Origin of the sequence: Nostoc edaphicum CCNP1411 (assembly GCF_014023275.1) — a bacterium.
GTDB lineage: Bacteria > Cyanobacteriota > Cyanobacteriia > Cyanobacteriales > Nostocaceae > Nostoc > Nostoc edaphicum_A.
Genome location: NZ_CP054698.1, coordinates 2,148,009 through 2,173,444, shown reverse-complemented (window position 1 = coordinate 2,173,444; position 25,436 = coordinate 2,148,009). Strand labels below are relative to the sequence as shown.

The 25,436-nt window shown below is 41.8% G+C and carries 24 protein-coding genes and 1 pseudogene; 15 read left to right on the top strand and 10 right to left on the bottom strand.

Annotation, left to right across the window (positions count from 1 at the left end; translation table 11 throughout):
* Positions 1-151 precede the first annotated feature (151 nt).
* From rppA to HUN01_RS11760, 6 genes are all read left to right on the top strand, one after another.
* Positions 152-832 carry a two-component system response regulator RppA gene (gene rppA, locus HUN01_RS11785; protein WP_181932661.1) on the top strand — a complete coding sequence of 227 codons (681 nt, stop codon included), beginning with the start codon at positions 152-154 and terminating at the stop codon, positions 830-832.
* A gap of 58 nt (positions 833-890) precedes the next feature.
* Complete coding sequence (locus HUN01_RS11780) at positions 891-2,153, top strand: sensor histidine kinase (RefSeq protein ID WP_181931420.1); 1,263 nt, start codon at positions 891-893, stop codon at positions 2,151-2,153.
* 268 nt (positions 2,154-2,421) lie between these two features.
* Positions 2,422-3,786: an IS4 family transposase gene (locus HUN01_RS11775; protein WP_181931419.1), complete on the top strand. Its 1,365-nt coding sequence runs from the start codon at positions 2,422-2,424 to the stop codon at positions 3,784-3,786.
* Between the two features lie 494 nt (positions 3,787-4,280).
* Positions 4,281-5,036 (top strand): class I SAM-dependent methyltransferase, encoded by a 756-nt coding sequence (locus HUN01_RS11770; protein ID WP_181931418.1) that lies wholly within the window; start codon positions 4,281-4,283, stop codon positions 5,034-5,036.
* A 378-nt stretch (positions 5,037-5,414) separates the two neighbouring features.
* Entirely contained in the window at positions 5,415-6,263 is an 849-nt protein-coding gene (gene fghA / locus HUN01_RS11765; RefSeq protein ID WP_181931417.1) for an S-formylglutathione hydrolase, read from the top strand.
* Positions 6,264-6,774: 511 nt separating this feature from the next.
* Positions 6,775-7,260, top strand: coding sequence for a response regulator (locus tag HUN01_RS11760; protein WP_181931416.1), 486 nt, complete (start codon positions 6,775-6,777; stop codon positions 7,258-7,260).
* A 303-nt stretch (positions 7,261-7,563) separates the two neighbouring features.
* Here HUN01_RS11760 and HUN01_RS11755 read toward each other — a convergent pair whose 3' ends face one another.
* Both HUN01_RS11755 and HUN01_RS11750 read right to left on the bottom strand, forming a co-directional pair.
* On the bottom strand, positions 7,564-7,998 hold the full coding sequence (locus tag HUN01_RS11755) for a hypothetical protein (RefSeq protein ID WP_238846195.1): 435 nt from the start codon (positions 7,996-7,998) through the stop codon (positions 7,564-7,566).
* A gap of 290 nt (positions 7,999-8,288) precedes the next feature.
* A complete protein-coding gene (locus tag HUN01_RS11750; RefSeq protein ID WP_181931414.1) occupies positions 8,289-8,594 on the bottom strand; it encodes an RNA recognition motif domain-containing protein in 306 nt (101 codons plus the stop codon).
* 553 nt (positions 8,595-9,147) lie between these two features.
* Here HUN01_RS11750 and ilvA point away from each other — a divergent pair.
* The gene (gene ilvA, locus HUN01_RS11745) at positions 9,148-10,659 is read left to right on the top strand and encodes a threonine ammonia-lyase, biosynthetic (RefSeq protein WP_181931413.1); all 1,512 of its coding nucleotides are present in this window, start codon (positions 9,148-9,150) and stop codon (positions 10,657-10,659) included.
* Positions 10,660-10,752: 93 nt separating this feature from the next.
* On the opposite strand, the gene HUN01_RS11740 is transcribed toward ilvA, so the two are convergent.
* Both HUN01_RS11740 and HUN01_RS35310 read right to left on the bottom strand, forming a co-directional pair.
* On the bottom strand, positions 10,753-11,793 hold the full coding sequence (locus HUN01_RS11740) for a hypothetical protein (protein ID WP_181931412.1): 1,041 nt from the start codon (positions 11,791-11,793) through the stop codon (positions 10,753-10,755).
* A 10-nt stretch (positions 11,794-11,803) separates the two neighbouring features.
* Positions 11,804-12,049 (bottom strand): hypothetical protein, encoded by a 246-nt coding sequence (locus tag HUN01_RS35310; protein WP_094327534.1) that lies wholly within the window; start codon positions 12,047-12,049, stop codon positions 11,804-11,806.
* 189 nt (positions 12,050-12,238) lie between these two features.
* Here HUN01_RS35310 and HUN01_RS11735 point away from each other — a divergent pair, with 189 nt between their 5' ends.
* A complete protein-coding gene (locus HUN01_RS11735; RefSeq protein WP_181931411.1) occupies positions 12,239-12,460 on the top strand; it encodes a hypothetical protein in 222 nt (73 codons plus the stop codon).
* Between the two features lie 145 nt (positions 12,461-12,605).
* On the opposite strand, the gene HUN01_RS11730 is transcribed toward HUN01_RS11735, so the two are convergent.
* A complete protein-coding gene (locus HUN01_RS11730) occupies positions 12,606-14,042 on the bottom strand; it encodes an energy transducer TonB (RefSeq protein ID WP_181931410.1) in 1,437 nt (478 codons plus the stop codon).
* Between the two features lie 343 nt (positions 14,043-14,385).
* On the opposite strand from HUN01_RS11730, the gene HUN01_RS11725 reads away from it, so the two are divergent.
* The 3 genes and pseudogenes from HUN01_RS11725 (at position 14,386) to HUN01_RS11715 (ending at position 17,147) form a co-directional block, all read left to right on the top strand.
* Positions 14,386-15,039, top strand: coding sequence for a MotA/TolQ/ExbB proton channel family protein (locus HUN01_RS11725; protein ID WP_181931409.1), 654 nt, complete (start codon positions 14,386-14,388; stop codon positions 15,037-15,039).
* The gene (locus tag HUN01_RS11720) at positions 15,023-15,424 is read left to right on the top strand and encodes an ExbD/TolR family protein (protein ID WP_069074637.1); all 402 of its coding nucleotides are present in this window, start codon (positions 15,023-15,025) and stop codon (positions 15,422-15,424) included. Before HUN01_RS11725 ends, HUN01_RS11720 begins: the two co-directional genes overlap by 17 nt.
* Positions 15,425-15,778: 354 nt before the next feature.
* A pseudogene (locus HUN01_RS11715) lies at positions 15,779-17,147 on the top strand (IS4 family transposase).
* Between the two features lie 319 nt (positions 17,148-17,466).
* On the opposite strand, the gene HUN01_RS11710 reads toward HUN01_RS11715, so the two are convergent.
* Entirely contained in the window at positions 17,467-18,222 is a 756-nt protein-coding gene (locus tag HUN01_RS11710) for a thioesterase II family protein (RefSeq protein WP_181931408.1), read from the bottom strand.
* Between the two features lie 697 nt (positions 18,223-18,919).
* Between HUN01_RS11710 and HUN01_RS11705 the strand changes: the two genes are divergently transcribed.
* The 3 genes from HUN01_RS11705 (at position 18,920) to HUN01_RS11695 (ending at position 21,966) form a co-directional block, all read left to right on the top strand.
* Positions 18,920-20,620 (top strand): sensor histidine kinase, encoded by a 1,701-nt coding sequence (locus tag HUN01_RS11705; RefSeq protein ID WP_181931407.1) that lies wholly within the window; start codon positions 18,920-18,922, stop codon positions 20,618-20,620.
* 143 nt (positions 20,621-20,763) lie between these two features.
* Positions 20,764-21,288: a DUF937 domain-containing protein gene (locus HUN01_RS11700; protein ID WP_181931406.1), complete on the top strand. Its 525-nt coding sequence runs from the start codon at positions 20,764-20,766 to the stop codon at positions 21,286-21,288.
* A 123-nt stretch (positions 21,289-21,411) separates the two neighbouring features.
* Positions 21,412-21,966 (top strand): pyridoxamine 5'-phosphate oxidase family protein, encoded by a 555-nt coding sequence (locus HUN01_RS11695; RefSeq protein ID WP_181931405.1) that lies wholly within the window; start codon positions 21,412-21,414, stop codon positions 21,964-21,966.
* A gap of 34 nt (positions 21,967-22,000) precedes the next feature.
* On the opposite strand, the gene HUN01_RS11690 is transcribed toward HUN01_RS11695, so the two are convergent.
* Genes HUN01_RS11690 through HUN01_RS11680 form a run of 3 tightly spaced genes read right to left on the bottom strand, consistent with a single transcriptional unit; the run spans position 22,001 to position 23,450 of the window.
* Positions 22,001-22,480 (bottom strand): GNAT family N-acetyltransferase, encoded by a 480-nt coding sequence (locus HUN01_RS11690; protein WP_181931404.1) that lies wholly within the window; start codon positions 22,478-22,480, stop codon positions 22,001-22,003.
* A gap of 22 nt (positions 22,481-22,502) precedes the next feature.
* A complete protein-coding gene (locus tag HUN01_RS11685; RefSeq protein WP_181931403.1) occupies positions 22,503-23,159 on the bottom strand; it encodes a glutathione S-transferase family protein in 657 nt (218 codons plus the stop codon).
* Positions 23,160-23,165: 6 nt separating this feature from the next.
* Complete coding sequence (locus HUN01_RS11680) at positions 23,166-23,450, bottom strand: hypothetical protein (protein WP_238846193.1); 285 nt, start codon at positions 23,448-23,450, stop codon at positions 23,166-23,168.
* 177 nt (positions 23,451-23,627) lie between these two features.
* Between HUN01_RS11680 and HUN01_RS11675 the strand changes: the two genes are divergently transcribed.
* Positions 23,628-24,521 carry a LysR family transcriptional regulator gene (locus tag HUN01_RS11675; RefSeq protein ID WP_181931402.1) on the top strand — a complete coding sequence of 298 codons (894 nt, stop codon included), beginning with the start codon at positions 23,628-23,630 and terminating at the stop codon, positions 24,519-24,521.
* A gap of 176 nt (positions 24,522-24,697) precedes the next feature.
* Here the strand turns inward: HUN01_RS11675 and HUN01_RS11670 are convergent, their stop codons facing one another.
* Positions 24,698-25,339, bottom strand: a complete 642-nt coding sequence (locus HUN01_RS11670; RefSeq protein WP_181931401.1) for a transaldolase family protein — start codon at positions 25,337-25,339, stop codon at positions 24,698-24,700.
* Between the last annotated feature and the right edge of the window lie 97 nt (positions 25,340-25,436).

Sequence of the window (25,436 nt, the reverse complement as noted above, 5' to 3'; positions counted from 1 at the left end):
ACTACCTATTGGCAGATATACCTTATTCCTTATGGAGAAGAATCTAAAAGTTAAAATCTCAAATTAGATAGAAGACATAGAGGTAATTAACATATCTAATTTTAAAAGAGAGTTGATGATTTTATGGCAAGGCTTTACGCTAAAAAGTTTTATGCGGATTTTACTAGTAGAAGACGATTTGGAACAATTAGAACCATTACAAGGTATTCTGTCCGAGGCAGGATATATTGTAGATGCTGCGGAAGATGGGGAAATTGCACAATGGCTGATTTCACAAAAAAATTACGATCTATTAATTGTGGATTGGATGTTACCAACAATTAGTGGGTTGTCTCTGTGTCGTCAGTATCGTCTCTCTGGTAAAAATGCACCAGTATTGATGTTAACTGCTAAAGACACTACAGCCGACAAAGTTATGGGTTTAGATGCAGGAGCAGATGATTATCTAGTTAAACCTGCTGATTTGGTGGAACTCTTAGCACGAGTCCGTGCTTTGGGACGAAGAGTCCCTAATTGGCAGGGGTATAGTTTACGTATAGCAGATTTACAATTGCATTTAGCTGAATTAAGTGTAGAACGGAGTCAGGTAAAAGTAGAATTATCTCCACGTGAAGGACAATTACTAGAATACCTGATGCGTCATCCCAATCAGGTTTTAACTCGTAACCAGATTGAAGATGCTTTGTGGGAGTGTGGTATGGAACCAGAAAGTAATGCTTTAACTGTGCTAATACGCAAGTTGCGCCAGCGCTTGCAGCTATTGGGTGCAGGAGACTGGATTAGGACAGTTTATGGTATGGGTTATCGCTTAAATCCACAAGAATCAAATTAGAAGTGGGCAGTAAAAACTGGGAGAGTGAGAAAAATCAGAAGATTACCAATGACTACTTATGTTTAATCGCAGCCGTCGCAACCTCGCAAGTTGGTTCACGCTAACAATGGGCAGTATTTTAATTATGTTTGCGGCGATAGTGTACTACTGGGAAGTCATAGATAAGTTGGAGGAACTAGATCGATTACTTTATAAAAAAACAAGTGTGATGGCAGCTAATGTCAAGTCGGAGCTGCATAATGGTCAGCGACAGCTAGACTTAGAACATGTACCATTGTTGGGAAGTATGGTACAACCATTGCCGGATAGTCAACTAGTGTATGCAAGTTGGTACGACGAGCAAAAGCAACTTGTACAATTTTTTGGTACGATTCCTAGCGATCGCCTTTCAATCTCAGGTGGGTTTGATACTATCAAGACTGATAGCAAAGTCTGGCTACGTCAGGTGACGCTACCTGTTTACCAAAATAGTTTATTAATTGGTTATTTACAGGCAGCAATGCCGATGACGGCTACTGAAAATGCTTTAGCTGAATTCCGTATGGTTTTGGCTATCTCAGCGCCGATTACTTTAGGTGTGGTTGCCCTGACGGGTTGGTGGTTGGGAGGACTAGCAATGCAACCAATTCGTCACAATTACGATCATCTGCAAAGGTTTACAGCTGATGCTTCCCACGAATTGCGATCGCCTCTGACAGCAATTATTAGCAATGCTCAGTACGGCTTTTTATCTAAAACTACTGATCTGGAGGTGCAACGTCAACGCTTCCACAAAATTTTTGATGTCGCTAAGTCAATGAGTACTTTAGTAAGTAATTTGCTATTTTTGGCACGTTATCAAGGTAAATTACCGACTGAATCTTTACAAGTCACTGACCTCAATAATTTACTTGTGCAGATAATAGATGATTATGCCACCCAACCAGATGCACAACATCTTAGTTTAGTTTCTAAACTGCTAAATAATAGTATAACTGTACTTGGTGATGCTGACTTGCTCCGTCAAGTAGTTATAAATTTACTTAATAATTCTTGCAAATATACTCCTGCTGGTGGACAAGTTCAATTACGATTATTTACCCAATCACGTTGGGCTGTAATCCAAATTATAGACAATGGTATTGGTATTCCTGAAGCTGATTTACCATATATTTTTGAGCGTTTCTATCGAGTGGATAAAAAGCGATCTCGTCAAACTGGAGGATTTGGTTTAGGACTAGCTATTGCCCAACAAATAATTCAAGCCCACGGTGGTAAAATTAGTATTAAGAGCGTATTCCAAAAAGGTACAACGTTAGAAATTACTTTGCCTTTAAAGTAAAATTGATAAATTCTGGTTATATGGTTAAAAGAAAATGCAATTAGTGGGGGGATTTAGACCCAATGCTGATTGTGTAATAGTAGCAAACCCACTGTCTATAAGAGGTTGTTTGAAAAGTATTTCGCTGTGACTTTAGGCACTTTAGATCCCCCCTAACCCCCCTTTGCAAGCTATCCATTATAAACATCTTTCTTAACAGAAAATTGGACAAAAGCCAGAGATTGTGTATTGTCTATACGAAGAGCCGGAAGCATCGCAAAGTCAGCAAATGGAACAATGGATCACACAGGAACTAGAAAGAACCGAATTAGGTGACACCAGAAGAACCAAACGGTTAATCAAAATAGTCGAAAATTTAAGTGCGAAACCGGAAGCCAGTGTTTTGCAAGCAAGTGAAACATGGGCGCAAACGAAAGCCACCTATGACTTCTGGGATTCACCGTACATCAAACCATCCATGATTAGACAAGGACATATCGATGCGACAGTAGAGCGAATTACCCAACATAGAGTAGTCTTGGCAATACAAGATACCACAGAACTTAACTACACCAGCCACAAAGCTCTATCGGGAACAGGATATCTCGATAGTTCTTATGCCAAAGGGTTAAAAGTCCACTCAGTCTTCACTGTCTCCCCACAGGGAATACCATTGGGCATCATCGAGCAAGATGTGTGGTCAAGAAACGAAGAAGAACTAGGAAAATCTGAACAAAGGAAACAAAAACCGACAAAAGAAAAAGAAAGTCAAAGATGGCTTGATGCTTTGAAAAAAACTGACTCAATCATTCCCGAATCAGTACAAGTAGTGACGATTGCTGACCGAGAAGCCGATTTTTATGACTTATTTGCTGATGCTCGTCGTCCTGGGTCAGATTTTCTGATTCGAGCTACTCAAAATCGCTGTCTAGTTGGCAGTGAGCAGCATTTATGGTCAACTTTAGAGTCTGTTGAGTCGGTTGGCACAATGACAGTAGAGGTAAAACGCTCTGCGACTCAAACGCCAAGAACAGCCATCTTGAAGATTCGTCATGCCACAATTACCATTGCACCACCGCAGAATCGCCCCAAAACAGAACTTCTAGCACCGGTGACATTGCAGGCTATTTTAGTCACAGAAGTTGAGCCACCACCAGAGATCGAGCCGATTACCTGGTTACTGCTGACTACCTTAGAGATTACCTGTCTGGAAGATGTTCAGCTGTATGTGCGATGGTATAGTTATCGCTGGTTGATTGAACGTTATCACTATGTTTTAAAAAGTGGCTGTGGCATTGAGAAGTTACAACTCGAAACTGCCCACAGAATCGAGATGGCTTTGGCTACCTACAGTATCGTTGCTTGGCGTTTGCTGTGGCTGACTTACTTAGCTCGTTTTCAGCCTGATGCTAGTTGTGAACTAGTTTTAGCCACTCATGAGTGGCAAGTCCTCTACACCACTATTCATCATCAACTTTATCCTCATACTACACCACCGACTCTGGCTCAAGTGGTCAATTGGATTGCTCGACTTGGTGGGTTTTTAGGTCGCAAAAGCGATGGCTCTCCAGGTGTAAAAGTTCTCTGGCGTGGATTAAGTCGATTACATGATCTGGTTGAGGGTTGGCTGCTTTGCCAGTCTTTCAATAATTAATTATTGCTCCATCCTATCGTCGGTTTCTGCGGTGTTTTCCTTCTTCCACTACCGATAATTAGTTTTTTACACCAAAGTTGCCATGCGAAAATTTCACTTTTTCAAACTCTGTTGATTCTCGTGCCCATTTTCTCCTGTCACTTGTGATTTTTTGGCTTCCATCCTTCCCTACATAACTACTCTTTTTTGTCAATGTTCTTATTAAGAAAGATGTTTATAATGGATAGCTTAAAAAGGGGGGAACCGGAATCAAAGTCCCCCTTTTTAAGGGGAGCCACTGCGGTCTTGGGGATCTCCCCCATGAGCAAGTGGCGTGGATTTAGGGGGATCTAAAATTTTTGATACCGACAAGAGGACTTTTCAAACATCCTCTAAGATTTGCTCGTAAACAAATATTTTTGTCCAAAGTCCAAGATTTTAGTCTAAACTCCAGAAATAAGTAACCAGGGTTAACCTTGATTTCACAAAACTCTCACATTGAGGAAATAAGCAAAATGTCAGTGAACAGGAAACTCCAAAGTACTGAAGAGGAATCCTTGCGCCCTCAAGAGATATTCAATGAGCAATGGAAAATTTATCAGAAGTTGCTCAACGAAAATTTTATGAAACATCGTGATATTTATAATATACTGCACAACTTCCTAGTTAATTACTTTCCACAACCCTTTAATATGCTTGATTTTGGGTGTGGTGATGCCAGCTTCACTGCTCAAGCTTTATTAAATACTAACATTGCTACCTATAAAGGTATAGACCTTTCCACGCAAGCACTAGAAATTGCTAAAAAAAACATGGAGATAATTCCATGCAACTTAACTTTTATCCAAGGTGATTTTTCTCAATTAGATTCTGAATTGATTAACCTCCACATTCAGCAAGATAAATTTGATGTTATTCTCATCTCTTTTGCTCTCCATCACTTTCAACTTGAGCAAAAAGAAGATTTTATTGGTCAATTAAAACACCTTCTTAAATCTGGTGGTGTTTTTATTCTTATTGATGTTTTTCGTAGAGAAGAAGAAGACCGAGAAACATTCCTTACGCGATACCGAGATAATTTAGCGAAATATTGCTCCACACTCACGGCGCAAGACTATTCAATGATTGAAAACCATATTTCTTCATGTGATTTTCCAGAAACGCAACAAACTTTATATGAGATATCTCAAAAACAAGGTTTCAATAGGTTTGAATGCCTCTACCGCGACGATAACTTTGACGCGTCACGATTATTATGCATTTACAAATAAAGCTAATTTTGAAGAAGAATTCAGAAGTCAGAATTCAGGAGCGGAGCCGGAGACGCTCCGCCTCCGGTCAGAATGAAGACGCAGCGTTAGCGACGCAGGAGCGTCTGACTCGCTAACGCTGCGCTATCCACTATGAAGTTCAAAATTCATTCTGTTAGCGGATAGCTAAGGTTTAGCCCATTCTGGCTCCTGACTCCTGAATTCTGTTTCGATAATCGTTAGCGGCGGTTAGTTCATGCGATCGCTTGGGTTTTCCTCTTTCAACGTCCGCTTACACATGGCAAATCTGATGTAGTCAAATAATAGCGTGCTTATTACCAGGTAGTTCAGGGTAAAATAATCATTCTCCGCAACCCCCCAGGAAAGAGAATACAACCAATGGCTAGCCTCAACCTCATTTCAGAATATAAAAGCTTTGGTGGCAAACTCGGTTTCTACAGTCATCACTCCTCCACCTGTAACGGTGAAATGCGCTTTGCTGTCTATCAACCACCACAAGCAACTCAAAAACCTGTGCCGATTCTCTATTTCCTCTCTGGATTAACTTGCACAGAAGAGAATTTTATGGCTAAGGCTGGGGGAGTGCAGCGGTTTGCAGCTGAGTACGGTTTGATATTGGTTGCACCAGATACTAGCCCGCGTAATACTGGCATTACAGGTGAGGATGATGACTGGGACTTTGGCACGGGTGCGGGCTTTTATGTTGATGCTACAGAGGAACCGTGGCGTCAACACTACCAAATGTATAGTTATGTAGTCCAAGAGTTACCTGCTTTAATTACGGCAAACTTCCCCGCCCAACCTGAGAAACAAGGTATTTTCGGTCATTCGATGGGGGGACACGGGGCGCTTGTCTGTGCGATGAGAAATCCAGAACTCTACAAATCAGTATCAGCTTTTGCACCTATTACTGCACCTATGCGTTGTCCTTGGGGTCAAAAGGCTTTCAGTGGTTATCTTGGCAACAATCAAGAAAGTTGGCGTGCTTATGATGCTAGTGAGTTAGTTAAAAAAGTAGGATATCACAGTCCAATTCTTATTGACCAAGGCATTGCTGATAAGTTTTTAGCTGAACAATTACTGCCAGAAGTGTTTGAGCAAGCTTGTGCAGATATTAACCAGCCGCTAAACTTGCGTTACCAAGAAGGCTATGACCACAGTTATTATTTCATCGCCAGTTTTATTGAAGATCATATCCGTCACCATGCGATCGCTTTATTAAAGTAGTTTTCATCTATTTAGACTCCACATTTCTAGAGGATTCTTATTTAATTTTTGACAAAACTACAACAAAATATGGTATATGCACGAGTCTAACAGAAAATAATCATTCGGTCAGCATTTACAAACTGCCAGACTTTTCTTAATTTTTATATTGAAGTTAAACAAATAACCCCAGAAATGAAACAGCATCCTGTCATGCTGTAGCTAAATCAATCAGACATAAGTAACCCTACATCGGTTAACTCCTCTCTAGGGTTACCGAAGAGGCGGAGGGGCAGGGAGTAGGGAGCAGGGGGAGCAAGCAATCCCTGGCCCGTTCGCGCAGCGTCTCGCAGAGAAGCCGTGAAGCAAAGCGGAACATGGGTACAAGCCCCGGCCTTCCAGGGCGCTTGACGCTTGGTGGAGTAAAAGCTCCGTCTCAGTCCCTCCCCCTTGCTCCCTGCTCCCTGCTCCCCTGCTTCTTTTGACCAGATTCTTTAGCGCTGTTGCACGTGAACTCACGATTGGGGCTGCGATGTATTCAAATAATAAATTTCCTACTAATTATCCATCCCTCCAAGGGCTGCGAGTACTGCTTGTAGATGATAATGTCGATTTCTTCTGCTCTTTGATGACGCAGCTGTTGCAACTGTATGGTGTAGAGGTGCAAACGGCATTTTCAGTTCAGCAAGCTCTGGAAATATTTGGGCAATGGCAACCTGATGTCCTCGTGAGTGACATTGCCTTACCAAAGGAAGATTGCTATACCCTGATTCAACAAGTGAGAACCAAAGCAGGAGAGCGAGGGGAAGTGGTGCTAGCCATTTCTGTGACAGGCTATGCCCATGAAAAGATGTTTCAACGTGCTTTGTGTGCTGGGTTTGACCTCTGGTTCACCAAACCCCTGGATTTTGATGAGTTCTTTGCTGTCCTTAACTGTTTAGCGATTTGCCAACAGTCCTCATATGCGATCGCTCAACGGATTTTGGGTGATGTTCCTAGTACCGCAAGGCGGAATTAAAAATTAAAAATTAAAAAGTAAAAATGAAGACAGCGTAAGGGTTTTGTTGATTGGGAATGGGTGGTTTATTTCCGCCGTGCTGTACTAGACATAGCGATCTAAGTCTTGATCAACAAAACATTTTCAACTAGATTAATCAATTAAATCTTTATTCTGGAGAATGACTAGATTAAATATGAGCCATTCTTGCTAAAGGTATTTAGGACTCTTAGCCAAAGTAAGCTCGCTATTTGCTGATTGGGCGAACTTAGCCAAGCGCATATATTTTTAGTTGGTTGCAAAAATCAACTTCAGCACTAACCATTAAGATATTGTCGAATTTGCAAGAAGCCAAGCTTTCTGAGTCCATGCATTTTTAAATAACCCGACCTCTGGCACTTTTAATTCAAATGAATGAGGTGGTGACTGTAGCAACAAAGGCGAACTTTTGTCATGAGCCTCAACTAAATTAACTATCCAGGGAAGAAAGTCTAAGATTTCTTTTGGTAGTACAGTTAACTCAAAATCCCACACCAAATTAAGACCTCGGCATACTTGTCCTTTTCTAATCACCGTCACTCTACCAGCACTTTTGTTAATAGCCAATCGAAGAATGAATGGGCGGAATGGCACAAATTCATCTGGTGCTGTATAAGCGTATACATTTATATAGTTCAGTCTTTGCCTATGATCCATCCAAGATGCGATCGGTGAATTATTACTATAAGATGTACCAGTTATGCTCACTGGCATATTCATAGCATCTGCAAAGTTAGAGTAGAACTTATGCCTTAGCTCGCTAACAATATGTTTAGCTTCTGGGTTCATGGTTGCTACATCTGTGACAAAAACGGTCGCACGGCTTCATAAGAATACAGTTAATCCCTTCACTTTCGCCTACGATTATTTGAGTCATACTATATTTTTTTACTAAATAGATTTAATTAGTGCTTGGGTTGTGGCAAATAGTCCAGTCAATCAAAGCATAAAAAAAGGCAGACGCCTTGTCTGCCCTCAAGACCTTAGAGTTAAATTCTTGATTTTAGACCTTAATAGCGGGCAGAGCCACCGCCACCATAATTTCCTCTTCTACCACCAGAGGAACCTCCATCTGTTTTGGGCTTCGCTTTATTAACTTTTAAGCTCCGACCCATCCACTCGGCATTATCAAGGGCTTCAATTGCTGCTGTTTCTTCGGCGTCTGATTCCATTTCTACAAAACCGAAACCTCTGACGCGACCTGTTTCTCGGTCGATAGGCAATTGAACATTTTTGACAGTTCCGTATTCTGCAAAGACGTGCCGGAGGTCTTCTTCTTTAACCTCATAAGATAGATTACCGACGTAAATTGACATAGAATGTCTCCAGAATCAGGGGGTGTAGAGATTTAGATCCGGAGAGGTCTGTAATACAAGTATATATAAAAACAAACTACACAGCCGAATTTAATCTTCTATGCATATTTTAACATAAATTGAAAAGTTATGTTCATATGCAACAGCATACTTATTTGTTCATGTTAAGAGGATGTTTGAAAAGTTGTTTGTGATGTAACAAAGACTTGTAGACAATCCTAAATTTCCCTTAAAAAGGGGAATTTTGATTTATTTATCTCCTTTTTCAGGATGGCAGGGAGCAATATTTATACAACTTAATACTTTACAAACATCCTCTAAATATTTGGACAGTTGGTAAAACTAGTTTAAAATCAACCTACGAGCGATCGCATGAAGTTTTAAGTCACCAAATAATTCCAATCACTGAACTTATTTCTATTCAAATAGTATTAGTAATTTTTAAATTTTATTCACTCAAAATTTCAAGAGAGTGCAATTAAATAAAACCAGTGCGATCGCTTCTAACGTAAAATTAATCTCCATCCAGCATTTGCTAACAGCTTGACGCCCTATGTTTTGCGACTACCTGATCCAAATTCTAACTGCCCGTGTATACGATGTTGCCCAAGAAACACCACTGGAGTATGCTCCAAATCTATCTGCGCGGCTGAATAATCAACTCCTGCTGAAACGTGAGGATATGCAGTCAGTATTTTCCTTTAAACTCCGGGGTGCTTATAACAAAATGGTGCAACTGCCACCAGATATATTGGCACAGGGTGTAATTGCAGCATCAGCGGGAAACCATGCTCAGGGAGTCGCCCTTGCAGCCAATCGCTTGGGAACCAAAGCAATTATCGTCATGCCAGTAACCACACCCCAAGTCAAGGTAGACGCTGTTAGAATGAGGGGCGGAGCAGTAGTGTTACATGGAAACACTTACGACGATGCTTATAGCTATGCCCGTGAATTAGAAGTAGAAAAAGGACTGACTTTTATTCATCCCTTTGATGATCCCCATGTTATTGCTGGACAGGGAACAATTGGGATGGAAATTTTGAGGCAATATCAGCAACCTATCCATGCAATTTTTGTCGCAATTGGCGGGGGTGGATTAATTTCTGGGATTGGGGCTTATGTAAAACGGTTGCGTCCCGAAATCAAAATTATTGGCGTTGAACCAGTAGATGCTGATGCGATGTCTCAATCACTCAAAGCCGGACATCGGGTGCGCTTGTCCCAAGTGGGGTTATTTGCTGATGGCGTAGCGGTGCGGGAAGTAGGTGAAGAAACCTTCCGTTTATGTCAGCAGTATGTAGATGAAATTATTCTGGTGGATACAGACGATACTTGTGCTGCGATTAAAGACGTGTTTGAGGATACGCGATCCATTTTAGAACCAGCGGGTGCATTAGCGATCGCAGCTGCCAAAGCCTACGCCGAACGAGAGCAAATTGAGGGACAAACTTTAATTGCTGTGGCCTGCGGTGCAAACATGAACTTTGATCGCCTCCGCTTTGTGGCAGAACGTGCAGAGTTGGGTGAACGTCGCGAAGCGATCTTTGCAGTCACTATTCCTGAAGAAAGGGGAAGTATTCGCCAGTTTTGTGAATGTATTGGCAACCGGAATCTGACCGAGTTTAATTATCGCATTGCTGATGAAAAAACAGCCCATATTTTTGTAGGTGTACAAATTCAAAATCGTGCTGATGCTGCAAAGATGGTAGAAAACTTTGAAGCTCAAGGATTTAAAACCCTTGATTTAACAGACGACGAACTAACTAAATTACATCTGCGGCACATGGTGGGTGGGCATTCTCCCCTGGCTCACAATGAATTGCTCTACCGTTTTGAGTTTCCCGAACGTCCCGGCGCATTGATGAAGTTTGTTACTTCCATGAGTCCCGACTGGAATATTAGTCTTTTTCACTACCGCAACAACGGCGCAGACTACGGACGAATCGTTGTTGGTATCCAGGTTCCTCCCCATGAGATGGAAGAGTGGCAAGCTTTTCTCGATCACTTGGGCTATCGCTATTGGGATGAGAATAAGAATCCGGCATACAAGCTGTTTTTGGGATAGGTGGGCTGGGGAGATGGGGAGATGGGGGAGATGAGGGAGTAAATAAATTCTTCCCAATGCCCCATGCCCAATGCCCCATGCCCAATGCCCAATTTAACGAGAGCTACCCTTCAATATCAAATTGGAGTCCCAAGTATAGAAGCCGATTTGATTAGGAACCCTAGAGAATCTGCCTGTCCGATAGCCTCTAGATAGTTCATTCAGCACCTTATTTTTGATCTCTCTAATTTGCTGAGAATCTAGTTCTCCATAAATTCCGGCGATGACTTCAGCAACGCTGAAAACTTTACCTGGATTTTCTTCTAACAGAGAGGTGAGGGCATCAATTAAGAATTGACCCTCAAAGGCTTGGAGCATCGGTACTGTTTTCGTCGGGGGTATGAAAGGCTTCTTATTTTTGTTTTTGATACTCCTAGAAGCACCATTGCGATTACTTGGGGCTACCAAACTTAAATCCAGAGTATAACAACCTGGCTCATCGGGAATAGTTACCCAGTAATTCCTTTCTCTGCCTTGGGTAAGGGAAGATTGAACCCTACCTTTAACTACTTTGAATAGATTGGAATCTAACTCTCCATAAAGCGATCGCACGATAAAATCAATATGACAAACAGTCCCTATCTGCTCTTGCAATAGCTGTTTTATAGCTTCCATTCGCGAGAGGGCGTGCTGATATTGGGGTAGCATGGGAATTTCCGCTACCTTCGTTGAACTATCGTTGTTCTCTGGGACGATTTTTGGAGATGTTGATGTAGTTAGAGGTTGACTCTCTTTTGTATCAACAGCAGCAGAAAAAGAATTATCTATCTCAACCTGATCTGAGTCTTTTCGTACTGACCCTACAGACTCTCCCAAGTTGATTTCGTTGATGTCATCAAGGGGTGATAAAAATCGCAGAGAGCCTTCTTGGGAAAGATTTGAGGTTTCATCAGCCGCCGTCAGTCTTGATATCTGCTTGTTAGCATCAGAAAAAGACCAGTTAGACAACAACGCTTCTACATGATCGAGTTGCGATCGCGCCTGCACAAAAAGACGTTCATACTCTTCTGTGAGGCGAGCATAATAGTCTCGTAATTCCAACAGTGGTGAGAGAAAAGTCCCCGGAGGTGGTTCTAATTGTCCATTTTGAGTCATAAGGCGTCAATCAATTTAAATCGATGTCACTTTTGTAAGACATTGCTCTGGGTTTTGCTTTGTGAGATGTTGGCTGGGATTTCTTGGGCGGTTGGGGAGGGCGACATCTCTCACAATATAAGGGTCGAGGGCCGAAAGTCTCGCGCTTTGTCAGATCGTTACACTCTTTACAGACAAACTGGAAAACACGAGTATGAATCTGTCTTTTGTGCGCCCTGACAGTATATTCCCTAACATCAATGAATTTACTTGCCATAATCAGGAATTGTGAATTGCCGACGTTATCAATGTCCTATCAATATAGCTATTCAAGCAAATCAAACCGCATCAGTGTGTGTTTATGTAGAAGTTTTATTCAAATCAGTGAATTTGACATCTAGACATAAAGTGCAGATGAGCAACTTGAGAGTTAGCCATTGACTATCTTCTCAGCATATAATTGGTGATGAGCAAACACTACTACCATTCCTTAGGCGCAGGCGATTTTCATTGCCCTTATCAGAGAAATTGGGGATGGAGAAGTGCAGGATTACTCACTTTCACTTCCATCGATTTGCAAATCAAGCGATCGCCAGTGTGTCTAATTGCCCATCATAAAATTACCGCACTCCTAACCCCTCTTCCTCATGGTAGAGGGGTGACGCCTAACGAAGCCATTCCTGTCTAAAAAACAACCGCCTCCTGTTTTTAGGAGGCGGCGATTTAATAAATAAGCTCGTAGTCAGGACTTTAGTCCTTGAATTACGAATTACGTTAGCGCAGCGGTAGCGAGTCCGCGAGCGTCATTACGAATTACGAATTATGTTGACAGATTACTCCTGACTAGGAGCAGCAGGTTGCGATTGAGGTTTTTGACGTAAACCGCGTAAAGATTCCCGCAACTTGTTTTGGCTAGCAGTATCTCTTCGCCGCCGCCGATTTGTGGTTGGTTGTGGCTTTTGTGATGAATTAGTAGTCGCTCGTTCACGCTGGATGCGGCGTAAGGACTCTCTTGCAGTTCCTTGAGTGCGAGTTGTTCTAGCTCCAGATGATGGGCTTGTAGGAGTATTTTCGACTCTTTGGGGTTGCAACCGTCTACTAAATCCAGATATTGCTGGTTTTGATGGGGGTGACAACTCTCTGCGTCGGCGTCTTGGATTTTCCTCGGTGGAATTGGCAGCCCTTGTTTCCTGAGTTCTTTCTTCTGCTTGCCTTTGTGCCTGTCTTTGTGCTTGCCGTTCTTGAACTTGGCGCGATCGCCGTGAACCTTTGATGGCAAATTCAGTGGCGATCGATACTCCTTGTCTACCTCCTTCTGCGGGTTTTAATTTCCAGTTACGCGCTTGTCTGGCGGTTTCTTCATCTAAGTCGCGGTTTCCACTGGAGCGAGCAATCCGCACATTGGTAACATTACCTTGGGCATCAGTATCTACAGCTACTTCTACTCTGCCTTCAACTCCTCGCCGTCTTGCTGCCTCTGGATACTTAGCATTACATTCGCGGCAAGCTGCTCGGCCATTCCCATTACCATTACCTGAAGTGTTAACTTTTGGAAGTGTTGGCGCTGTTGCTACTGGCAGACGGTTTACTGGTTCATTGCCTGTTCCATTACCAGAGCCACTTCCTGAACCCGTACCACTACCAGAGCCAGAGCCAATTCCTGAACCCGTACCACTACCAGAGCCAGAGCCACTTCCTGAACCCGTACCTAAAGCAACACCAGAACCGGAGCCTGTGAGAACTCCACTACCACCGCCACCCCCGCTAGGGTTTTGACTGGCTCGTGAATCTCTTAAGCCGCTCAAAACTCCTCTTAACTGTTGACTGCTTTGGTTTGTGGAGGGAGCAACAGCCGTCACAGGGGCTTCTGTCTTGGGAGCAATTTCCCTATTTGTTGGTTGGGGGTTTTGAGTAGTTTGTTTTGGTTGTTCTTGAACTGGCTGAATTTTTGGTCTTTCAATAAATTCTTGTACTGGTTTTTGTACTTGTGGAGTTTCTATAGACTGTTTTTGGATAATTTCTGGTTCTTTTTTCGGTTCTTCTGGAATTTTTTCAAGTGGTTTTTCAGGTTCGGCAGTCGGAGAATCCACGATCGCAAATTCTATTGCGTCATCTTCTTCTGTGGGCACTCTCGTCAAATAATTACCTATGCCTGAGGACAGTACGCCGATATGCAGCGCCAGTGAACCTATTAGACTGTAAGTCAGAAAAGACTTGAGAGCCTCAACTTCTTTGGAACGTTGCTCGACAGTAATGCCGGAAAAGCTCATAGCTATTGCTACCTATTCTCACTAACTTAGTCATCTTAGAATGTACGGTTACAAATATCAAGTAAAAAATTAAAATTACTTGATATAGCCTTACGGAACCACGTACTAGTAAAAACATCTTTATCAAACTATTAACATCATGGTTTTCAGACAAAATTAATTTTTGTTTCAATTCAATTAAATTAGTTTATATAAAACATACAAACAATTAAATAAAATTCATGATGATTACATTTGAAAAAATTATCATTATATTTTATATTTTATTGAGAATAACTTTCAGCTTTCCGCTAGATTCTGGTAGTCTGATTTTGTACTGTGGATGAGGTTATAGAGGCACTACATGGGAATTCAAAATTTATTTGCAGCAGGTGGTGTGGTCATGTGGCCCCTGTTGGCATTTTCGGTATTGGGTGTGGCACTGATCATTGAGCGGATTCGGTTTTGGGTAAGGATCAATCAGCGTCAAAGCCGTGTGGTGCGAGATGTTTTGAACCTCTACCGACTCGATAATGTTGTCGGTGCAATGGATAAACTTCAGAAAAATGCAGATTTGCCACTCGCCCGGATTTTTCTCGCAGCTTTAGAATTAGAGGAGCCAAATCCAGAGGAATTTCGTTTGGCGTTAGAAAGCGAATCGCAGGCTGAGATTCCTGTGTTAAAACGTTTCCAAAACATTTTTGAGACAATCATTAGTTTGGCACCACTCTTAGGGCTTCTTGGTACAGTATTAGGATTGATCGCCTCCTTTGCCTCCCTAAATGTTGGTGACGTGGGAGGTAGCAAAACAGCTGGTGTTACCTCTGGGATTAGTGAAGCCCTAGTATCAACAGCATCAGGATTGATAGTTGCTATATTCATACTCATGTTTGCCAATACCTTTCGGGGACTGTATCAGCGGCAAATTGCCTTAATTCAGGAGTATGGGGGACAGCTAGAATTACTCTACCGCCGTCGTTATGAAAGAGGAGAAAAAACTTATGCGTCTACCAGATGAACCAGAACTTCCGCTACAGATTAACATTTTGCCGATGATTGACGTGATTTTTGCAATTTTGACATTTTTTATCATGTCAACTCTGTTTTTAACCCGTTCAGAAGGTTTGCCAGTAAATTTACCGAAGGCAGCTACGGCAAAACAACAGCAAGTTCCCTCTAAAATTACGATTACGGTAGATGAACAAGGAGTGGTAAGCCTAAACAAGAAACAAGTTGCAGTTGATGATTTGACACAGCAAGTGCGGACTTTAATTGGTTCAAACTCAGAAATGTTAGTAATTATTAATGCTGATGAAAAAGTTGGTCACGGGAAGGTAGTGGCTGTAATGGATCGGGTACGTGAGGTTCCAGGGGCAAAATTAGCGATCGCTACCCAAAAATAATAAGTATAAATATTACTTATCAATCAAGGCAGAAGGCAGGAGGAAAACTGCCCTCTGCTTCAGTAATAAAGTGAGCAGAGGAGCAAAGGTTTATGTGATGACCACAGGGGCGATGTTTACCATACTGAGTGATAAGTGCTGAATACTATTCTTCTTATACCAATTTAATGTGAAGTTGCACATATCTCGATCCCCCTAAATCCCCCTTAAAAAGGGGGACTTTGATAGATGTTTTTCCAGTTCCCCCCTTTGCAAGCTATCCATTATAAACATCTTTCTTAACAGAAAATTGGACAAAAGCCAGAGATTGTGTATTGTCTATACGAAGAGCCGGAAGCATCGCAAAGTCAGCAAATGGAACAATGGATCACACAGGAACTAGAAAGAACCGAATTAGGTGACACCAGAAGAACCAAACGGTTAATCAAAATAGTCGAAAATTTAAGTGCGAAACCGGAAGCCAGTGTTTTGCAAGCAAGTGAAACATGGGCGCAAACGAAAGCCACCTATGACTTCTGGGATTCACCGTACATCAAACCATCCATGATTAGACAAGGACATATCGATGCGACAGTAGAGCGAATTACCCAACATAGAGTAGTCTTGGCAATACAAGATACCACAGAACTTAACTACACCAGCCACAAAGCTCTATCGGGAACAGGATATCTCGATAGTTCTTATGCCAAAGGGTTAAAAGTCCACTCAGTCTTCACTGTCTCCCCACAGGGAATACCATTGGGCATCATCGAGCAAGATGTGTGGTCAAGAAACGAAGAAGAACTAGGAAAATCTGAACAAAGGAAACAAAAACCGACAAAAGAAAAAAGAAAGTCAAAGATGGCTTGATGCTTTGAAAAAAACTGACTCAATCATTCCCGAATCAGTACAAGTAGTGACGATTGCTGACCGAGAAGCCGATTTTTATGACTTATTTGCTGATGCTCGTCGTCCTGGGTCAGATTTTCTGATTCGAGCTACTCAAAATCGCTGTCTAGTTGGCAGTGAGCAGCATTTATGGTCAACTTTAGAGTCTGTTGAGTCGGTTGGCACAATGACAGTAGAGGTAAAACGCTCTGCGACTCAAACGCCAAGAACAGCCATCTTGAAGATTCGTCATGCCACAATTACCATTGCACCACCGCAGAATCGCCCCAAAACAGAACTTCTAGCACCTAGTGACATTGCAGGCTATTTTAGTCACAGAAGTTGAGCCACCACCAGAGATCGAGCCGATTACCTGGTTACTGCTGACTACCTTAGAGATTACCTGTCTGGAAGATGTTCAGACTGTATGTGCGATGGTATAGTTATCGCTGGTTGATTGAACGTTATCACTATGTTTTAAAAAAGTGGCTGTGGCATTGAGAAGTTACAACTCGAAACTGCCCACAGAATCGAGATGGCTTTGGCTACCTACAGTATCGTTGCTTGGCGTTTGCTGTGGCTGACTTACTTAGCTCGTTTTCAGCCTGATGCTAGTTGTGAACTAGTTTTAGCCACTCATGAGTGGCAAGTCCTCTACACCACTATTCATCATCAACTTTATCCTCATACTACACCACCGACTCTGGCTCAAGTGGTCAATTGGATTGCTCGACTTGGTGGGTTTTTAGGTCGCAAAAGCGATGGCTCTCCAGGTGTAAAAGTTCTCTGGCGTGGATTAAGTCGATTACATGATCTGGTTGAGGGTTGGCTGCTTTGCCAGTCTTTCAATAATTAATTATTGCTCCATCCTATCGTCGGTTTCTGCGGTGTTTTCCTTCTTCCACTACCGATAATTAGTTTTTTACACCAAAGTTGCCATGCGAAAATTTCACTTTTTCAAACTCTGTTGATTCTCGTGCCCATTTTCTCCTGTCACTTGTGATTTTTTGGCTTCCATCCTTCCCTACATAACTACTCTTTTTTGTCAATGTTCTTATTAAGAAAGATGTTTATAATGGATAGCTTAAAAAGGGGGGCTAGGGGGGATCTAATTCTATGCAGCTTCATACAAAATTGGTATTACTCAGCACTCAGCACTCGCAACTCAGCACTCTTCACGAACTGCCCTTACGCATCTGCAACTCTTGAGATATAAGTTTAAGTAATGATTGTTGGTGTGAATGGATAAAAAAGTGGTCACTGTTGAACTCATGTAATGAGAAAGCAGCGATTGTCTGCTCTTGCCATGCTTGCAGCTCCTCATGACTAACTTCTTGGTCTTGCAAACCACCAAAAACAGTAATAGGACACTCCAGTAGTTGTTTTTGAGTGTAAATATAAGTTTCCAGAACGGCAAAATCTGCCCGCAAAATAGGGAGAAACATCTGCATCAGTTCCGTACTCTCTAGTACTGCCTTGGGTGTACCGTTAAGATCGCGTAGCTCGTAAATCAAATCATGATCTGAGAGAATGTGTAGCGGTGGTTTTGTCAGGGGGATTTGGGGGGCGCGACGAGCAGAGATGAAGAGGTGAAAGGGAGCAAGACTATACTGAGAGCAGAGTAGACGTGTCAACTCGAAGCTAACTAATCCACCCATACTATGACCGAAGAAAGCGAATGGCTTGTCTAAATATGGTATAAGAACTGGAGCGATCGCTTCAACTAGAGATTCTAATCGCGTCAATGGTGCTAACTTAATCTGTCTTCCCCGTCCCGGATATTCCACAGCACAGACTTCGACATTACTAGGTAGATTATTAGGCCATGTGCGAAAAATTGCCGAGCTACCACCAGCGTAGCAGAAGCAGAATAAACGCAAGTTGGCTTGAGGATTTGGTTGTGGACAGATAACCCAGGAATTGAAGGTCATTTTTTTTACTCGCAATTTATTGTTTCTTTACTATATAAAGTCGGTTGGATTAAGTGGTCATTTGTCATTTGTCATTGGTGGATACCTCTAATTGGAAACCTGAGTGATATTCCAATACGGTTCGGATAAGAGGTTGTTTGAAAAGTATTGGGCGAATATCCCTCTTCTGTCACTCTCCGAAAACATTTGCCTTTTCTAAAATCTAGAGCTTTTGTATAACAAGCGATTGCGCGATTATTTTCTAATAACAAATACAAGTCCTATTTTTTTCTAATAGTATAGCTTGTATTGATTGCCTCATGAGGCTTCTAGCGATCACTTTCCCGGAAAGTGACAGAAGAGGGATATAATTCAATACAGTTCAGATAAGACCAAAACACTTGTAGAGACGGCGATTTATCGCGTCTCGAAAACCCAAAATTTTTGCCAATAGCCCTTAACCCAAGCATATTGGCATATAATTCGCTACTGGACTAACAAGAACTGAAAGTTTTTAACCCGCGCAGACTGGTTTTGTCTGTGTAGCCGCGACTTCTAATCTTCATAATTTCAGTATTTTTCGCTAGGGTAGAAAAAAGCAACTTTTGATAAACTAAGAGCGCATTTTGGATCAAATGTGTTTTTACTCACTTGCGGCTGGATTTCTTGTTTTTGATGAAAAAACACCTACTAAAAAAATTCAACAGCGAGTTGTACCATGATTGCGACACCTAAATTAAGATACTTAAACTGGGTAAAACAAGGATTCCACCAGCTTAGTATTCGGCAAAAAATTTTTTATGGCTACGGTCTGGCTTTGGGAATTGCAGTTTTGGGAACAACAGCGGGGTTGGTAATAGGCGATCGCTATTTCCAGCAAGCTAAACAACAAATGATCGTGGTTGATGAAGAAGCAAGCTTGTTAAGTAGTTTGCAAGGCGAACTCTTGGAAATACAGATTCACCAACAAGAAATACTGCCTTTTTTGCAGCAGCCGCAATCTTTGCAAAGGGGAGTTGCTGATTTCAAAAGCGATCTAGCGGATGCCGAAACCTTGCTTGCTCAAGCGCAGGAATTTAGTCAAACTATTTCGGAAAGAGATTTACAAGCTCTGTTCACAAAGTATAACAGCACGATAGCCGGATATTTTGAACAATTAAGGTTACTGATTCGGCAAATTTTGCCATTAAGTTCACAGCCATCGGGAGCTACAAAAGCGCAGCAATTAATCTCGAAATTCAGTCAAAGTCAGGATGCTCTCAAATTTTATCAATTTGCCCATGAGTTAACCGACTTTGCCAAAACGCTTCAAAAACGGCAAGATGAGGCTCATTTAGCTCAAGAACAGGCTGCGTTAATCCAAGCTCAGATTATTATTGTTAGTATGCTGCTGTCAGTGGCGATCGCTGCCATCCTAGCTTTCTACACAAGTACAATCATCGCCTATCCCATTAATGCGGTGACGAATATTGCCCAAAGAGTTACCCAAGAAGCTAATTTTGACTTGCAAGCACCTGTAATGACACAAGATGAAGTCGGAGCGTTAACTAGCTCCCTCAATCAACTTATTCATCAGGTGAAGCACCTTTTAGAAGAACAACAAGCCGAGTCCCAAGTCCGACTCATTCAAAGTGAGAAAATGTCTAGCTTAGGACGGATGCTGGCTGGTGTCGCCCACGAAATTAATAATCCGATAAATTTCATTTCTGGAAACCTCGTACACGCGAAAACCTATACTGACGATCTATTAGCGCTACTGCAAACATACAAAGCCGAAGTTCCTCACCCTTCGCCTGCGGTGCAAACATTAGCAGAAGAAATTGATTTAGAATTTTTGGAAGCAGATTTACCAAAACTCTTCAACTCAATGACAGTTGGCGCTGACCGCACGCGAGAAATTGTGCGGAGTTTGAAAGATTTCTCTCGTTTAGATGACGGGGAAGTGCAGTTAGTAGAGCTACACGCTTGTCTAGATAGTACGTTGTTGATTCTGAACAATCGGCTGAAAAATGGGATTAGCCTTGTTCGCAATTATGGAGAGATTCCACCGATTCCAGGCTATACAGGTTTACTTTATCAGGTATTTATGAATCTTCTCAGCAATGCCATCGATGCATTAGAGGAAAAATTGGCTGAAAATCCCGAATTTTTACCCGAAGTCACCATTATCACAGAATGCTGGCAGAATGATTTAGCGATCGTGCGAATTGTGGATAATGGCCCTGGTATTTCACCAGAAAATCAGCAAAAGATATTTGAAACATTTTTTACAACCAAACCACGCGGTATTGGTACAGGTTTGGGACTAGCGATCGCATATCAGATTGTGGTAGAAAAACATCAAGGTAAAATTACTTGCAAATCTGAGCTAAATCAAGGAACAGAGTTTGTGTTGGCTTTACCAATTTCTCATCCTTAAGCTAGTAGCTTTCAAAATTTTATTCGTTCATTATGAAGCTTGCGTGTCCTCATGTTTTAGGAGACTGACGCAAGTCTGCCTACACATAAAGACTCTAAGCTAGTTTTAGCAAGCTTTTTGAGAACAAAGGAAAAAACAAACTTATGGGACTTTTCGATCAAATCCTCGGTGCCGTCGCTAATCCCAATCAACAGGGCAGTTTAGGTCAGTTGGGAAGTATTGTTAACACTGTACAACAGTTGAGCGATCGTACAGGTGCAGACCCATCTACCATCCAATCAGTTTTGTCAATTGTGGGTGGTCAAGTGCGTTCTGCTTTACAACAAAAGCAAGCCACTGATGGGAATGAAGCTGCACAAACTCTAGTGAATCAATATGCTGGAACTTCTCCTAACCCCCAAGCCGTCAATTCGCTATTTTCTCCTCAGATACAACAACAGGTAGCTCAGATTGCTGCCCAACGCACTGGGTTAGATGCAGGGATAGTTCAACAATTGCTACCTTTAGCCGTACCTTTGGTACTGAATTTTTTGCAATCAGGTGCCAATGCTCAAAATCCCCAAGCTGGCGGAAATTCTGTACTGAATTCCTTCTTAGATGCTGACGGCGATGGTGATGTCGATATTGCTGATGCCATCCAAATGGCTAGTCGATACATCAAACGGTAACACTTTTCTCCACTCCCCACTCCCTTCTGATAAGCTAGACATCGGCAATTAGGCCTTGCTAGATTCCTAGCTAAGACATAGGCTGAGAAGATGGGAAATTTGCCAATATAAATCAGACAGTCTATGGCTAAACTTTTTGACTGTATTACTGAGGAACTGCAAGACTTTATTGTTGCCCAACACCTTTTCTTTGTTGGCTCTGCACCATTAAGTCCTACGGGCCATATTAACCTGTCTCCTAAAGGTCTGGATTGCTTTCGCATCTTCTCTCCCAACCGAGTAGGTTACGTAGACCTCACAGGCAATGCTAACGAAACATCCGCCCATTTGGAAGAAAATGGGCGGATAACCTTTATGTTTTGCGCCTTTGAGGAACCTCCCTGTATCCTGCGTCTTTACGGTCAAGGAAGCACGATTCTACCGAGTTCTCCAGACTGGAACTCTCTGTACTCTCAGTTTTTGCCGATACCTGGAACTCGTCAAATTATCGTTGCTGATATTGAAAAAATACAAATATCCTGTGGTTTTGGTGTACCACTCTATGAATATCGAGGTCAGCGCCAGACTCTATTAAACTGGGCTAATAAAAAAGGCGAAGAGGGAGTTAGAGAATATCAACAGCAGAAAAATCTCGTCAGCATTGACGGTTTACCAACACCACTGAGTAAACTAACCTGAAAGTTTGTTGCTTGTAAGGTGGGAACTAGAATGCCTACTCTACTGTAATACTTAGACCATCTAAGCGACACAATTTTACTTTATTGATGAGCTTTGCACCTATTTTTTCATAAAAATTGATTCCACCTTCGTTAGATACAGCTACAGTCCAATCAATTCTGCCGCAACCTTTTTCCTGTCCAATCTGGCGCAAGCGTAGCATTAACGCCTGACCAACTCGGTGGCTTCGATATTCAGCTTTGACATATAAATCATCAAGCCAAATTCCAGGTTTGGCTAAAAAAGTTGAATAGATAAAGTGATAGGTTGCCAACCCAATAATATCCCCATCAACTTCAGCCAAAAGAACAAAAGCAAGGGGTTTTTCTCCAAACAAATCAATTTCTAACTTTTGAGGAGTTGCTTCTACAGATTCAAGACAACCATCAAATTCAGCTTTTAAATGAATCAATTCCATTATGGCAGGAATATCTCTTTGATTTGCATCTCGAATTAAAATATTTCTACCCTTCATGTTCTTCTTATTTGCTATTTATCTAAAACTCGTATTGAGAGATAATTTCTGTCTCACTCTTTGCTGCATTTATCCACTCTTGCATTGCTGGAAGTGCCAAAACTGTCTCAACATAATCTCTAGAAATATTATCTAACTGCACATCATAGGTGACAAACCGCAGAACAACTGGAGCAAAAAACGCATCTGCAATAGTGAACTTGCCAAACAATAAATTGCCACCAGCCCCAAATTTTTGACGTGATTCTTTCCAGATACTAGTAATGCGGTCAATATCTTGTTGTACACCAGAAACTAAACCTTTACCAGGATATTTAGTACGGCAGTTCATTGGCATATTCTGACGCAAATTTTGAAACCCTGAGTGCATTTCCGCACTGATGGAACGGGCTAATGCCCTTGCATATTTATCCTCTGGCCACCATTGCAAAGTTGGAAACGTTTCAGCTAGATATTCACAAATAGCAAGAGAATCCCACACGGTTTGTGTATCGTGCAATAATACAGGTACTTTTCCTGATGACGAGTATTGCTGAATTTTCGATGAAAAATCTCGGTTGTTGTAGAGAGGAATCCGAATCTCATTGAATTCCAAACCGAATTGCTTCATCGCTAACCAAGGACGAAGTGACCAAGATGAATAATTTTTGTTGCCAATTACTAAAGTAAGTTGCGTCATTTTTTTTTAATATCTATAAAGCTGTTCAATCCACAGACACACATCAGCTTGAGAACCTGAAGAAAAAGATTTTCCCGTAGCAGGATCGTAAGCTTGCCAATAAATATTACCGTGGCGGTCAACCTTTTGCCAAACTTGTAATTCGTTAGGATTTTCTAGGAGTTTTTTGAGAAATTTTTCCCAGAAACTATGCAGAGATTGCCATAAATTTGAGTTATTTGTTTTCTGGGATAACGAACTACAATTTATTTCTATATCTTCTGTTGGTAGACACCTAATGTGATTATTCATAGAATTGTTTCTGAAAGTTGCTCAGTAAATAAAACAGTAGCAACATCTCAGTTAGGAATCAAATCATGGCTTGCATAGGTTCTATAAATGGGATTTATAGATATGAAAAGTCACTAATTCAACCTTTTTGTCACAATAAAGTCAGGATGTGTATACCCTTGTTTTAATCAATTGCCCATGAAATTATCCCAACTCCGAGCCATAGTTGCAGTAGCAGATCGTGGTAACTTTAGTGAGGCAGCCTTAGAATTGCAGCTTTCCCAACCTGCGATTAGTCATGCCATTGCCACCCTAGAAGAAGAACTGGGTGTGCCTTTATTTGCCAGAGGTCGTCACGGTGCGGTGCTGACACCGGCTGGAGAGCGGATTTTGTATCATGCACGTCAAGCAATGCAGCATATAGAGATGATGCAACACGAAGCAAACCTGCATAAAGGTTTACACGGTGGTCATGTGCGAATTGCGGCTTTTCGGAGTGTCGCCACCCATCTATTACCAAAAGCAATAGCCCAATTTCACGATCAATTCCCAGAAATTGCTGTCACAATCATAGAATGCTCTGCTTTCACGCATGTAGAACAGTGTTTGCGTGATGGACGTGCCGATATTGGTATTACTTGTCTACCAACTGGTGAGGAATTTGAAACCTGGGAAATTTTTCGGGATGAATATGTAGCTTTACTACCACCACATACCAAAATTAGCAGTCCGAAAATTACGTGGGAAGACATAGCAGCCTATCCGCCGGTTTTGCTTCCTTGTACACCCTGTGGACGCATTCTTCACAGCCACCTGAAGACTTTGGCAATTCCAATCAATACTGCTAGCGACATTCAAGAAGATTCCACAGTCGTTAGCATGGTAAATCAAGGACTCAGAGCAGCTATTATGCCCCGTTTAGCAGCTGTACCCATTCCCCCAAAGGTTCAGGTATATAGTTTACCTGCACCACTTGAAAGAGTTATTGCAACTGCAATTCTATCTAATGTTCTCCAAGTACCTGCGGTGTTCACATTTCTGGAGATGTTGAGAAAATTTGACTTTTATAGTTTAGCTAAATTCGCTTATTGATCACATATAGGACTCATATTTGATTGCTGAAAAAACTCCGTAAAACTAAAAAACTCTTCTTGCCTATTGCCTTCTTTCCTATTGCCTTCTTTCCTATTGCCTTCTTGCCTATTGCCTATTGCCTATTGCCTGTCTATGCAACTCAATTCAAAAATCAAAGCAGATTCCTATACGAATTACGAATTAGTTAAACCAATGCCTCCTTTAGCGAATTCTTCAACAGTTTTTTGTGAAAATTCATGAGTTGCGATCGCCTGCAACATTGCTAGTGGTAAAGTCAGATGATGCGCCCCAGCTTGCAATGATGCGGCTGCTTCTTCAGGAGATTTGATACTAGCTGCCAAGATTTCCGTATCACTGCCTTTGAGTACGCTAGCCATATCCCGCACCAAAGCAATACCATCACCTAATAACCGAGTAGCTCGATTTACATAAGCTATGGCAATTTTAGCTCCTGCTTCTCGTGCTACTGCTGCCTGTGCTGCACTGTAAATCGCTGTCACTGAACAGGTAATTTCTGGCGATAGACTCGCCACCACTTCAAAACCTAACGGTGTTGCGGGAATCTTCAAAATTGTTTGTGAACCAATAATCTCGAAAGCTTTTCTACCTTCAGCTAGCATCCCAGCTTTATCAGATGCCATAAGTTGATAGTATAACGGGCCAGAAGTCAAGGCAACCAATTTTTTCAGCGTGGTTTCTGGTGGAGTATCGCTTTGAGACAACAGCGTGGGATTTGTTGTAATACCTTTCACCCATCCCCAAAGCTTAACAACTTCAGCTTCCGATGCGATCGCTGAGTCCAAATATAGTGCCATAATTTTTCCTAAATGATTGTTAAAATTAATTTACCAGATGTGCAACTTAGACTTTCTTACCTATCAAAATATTCTGTACTATTTCCTAGCCCTTAGC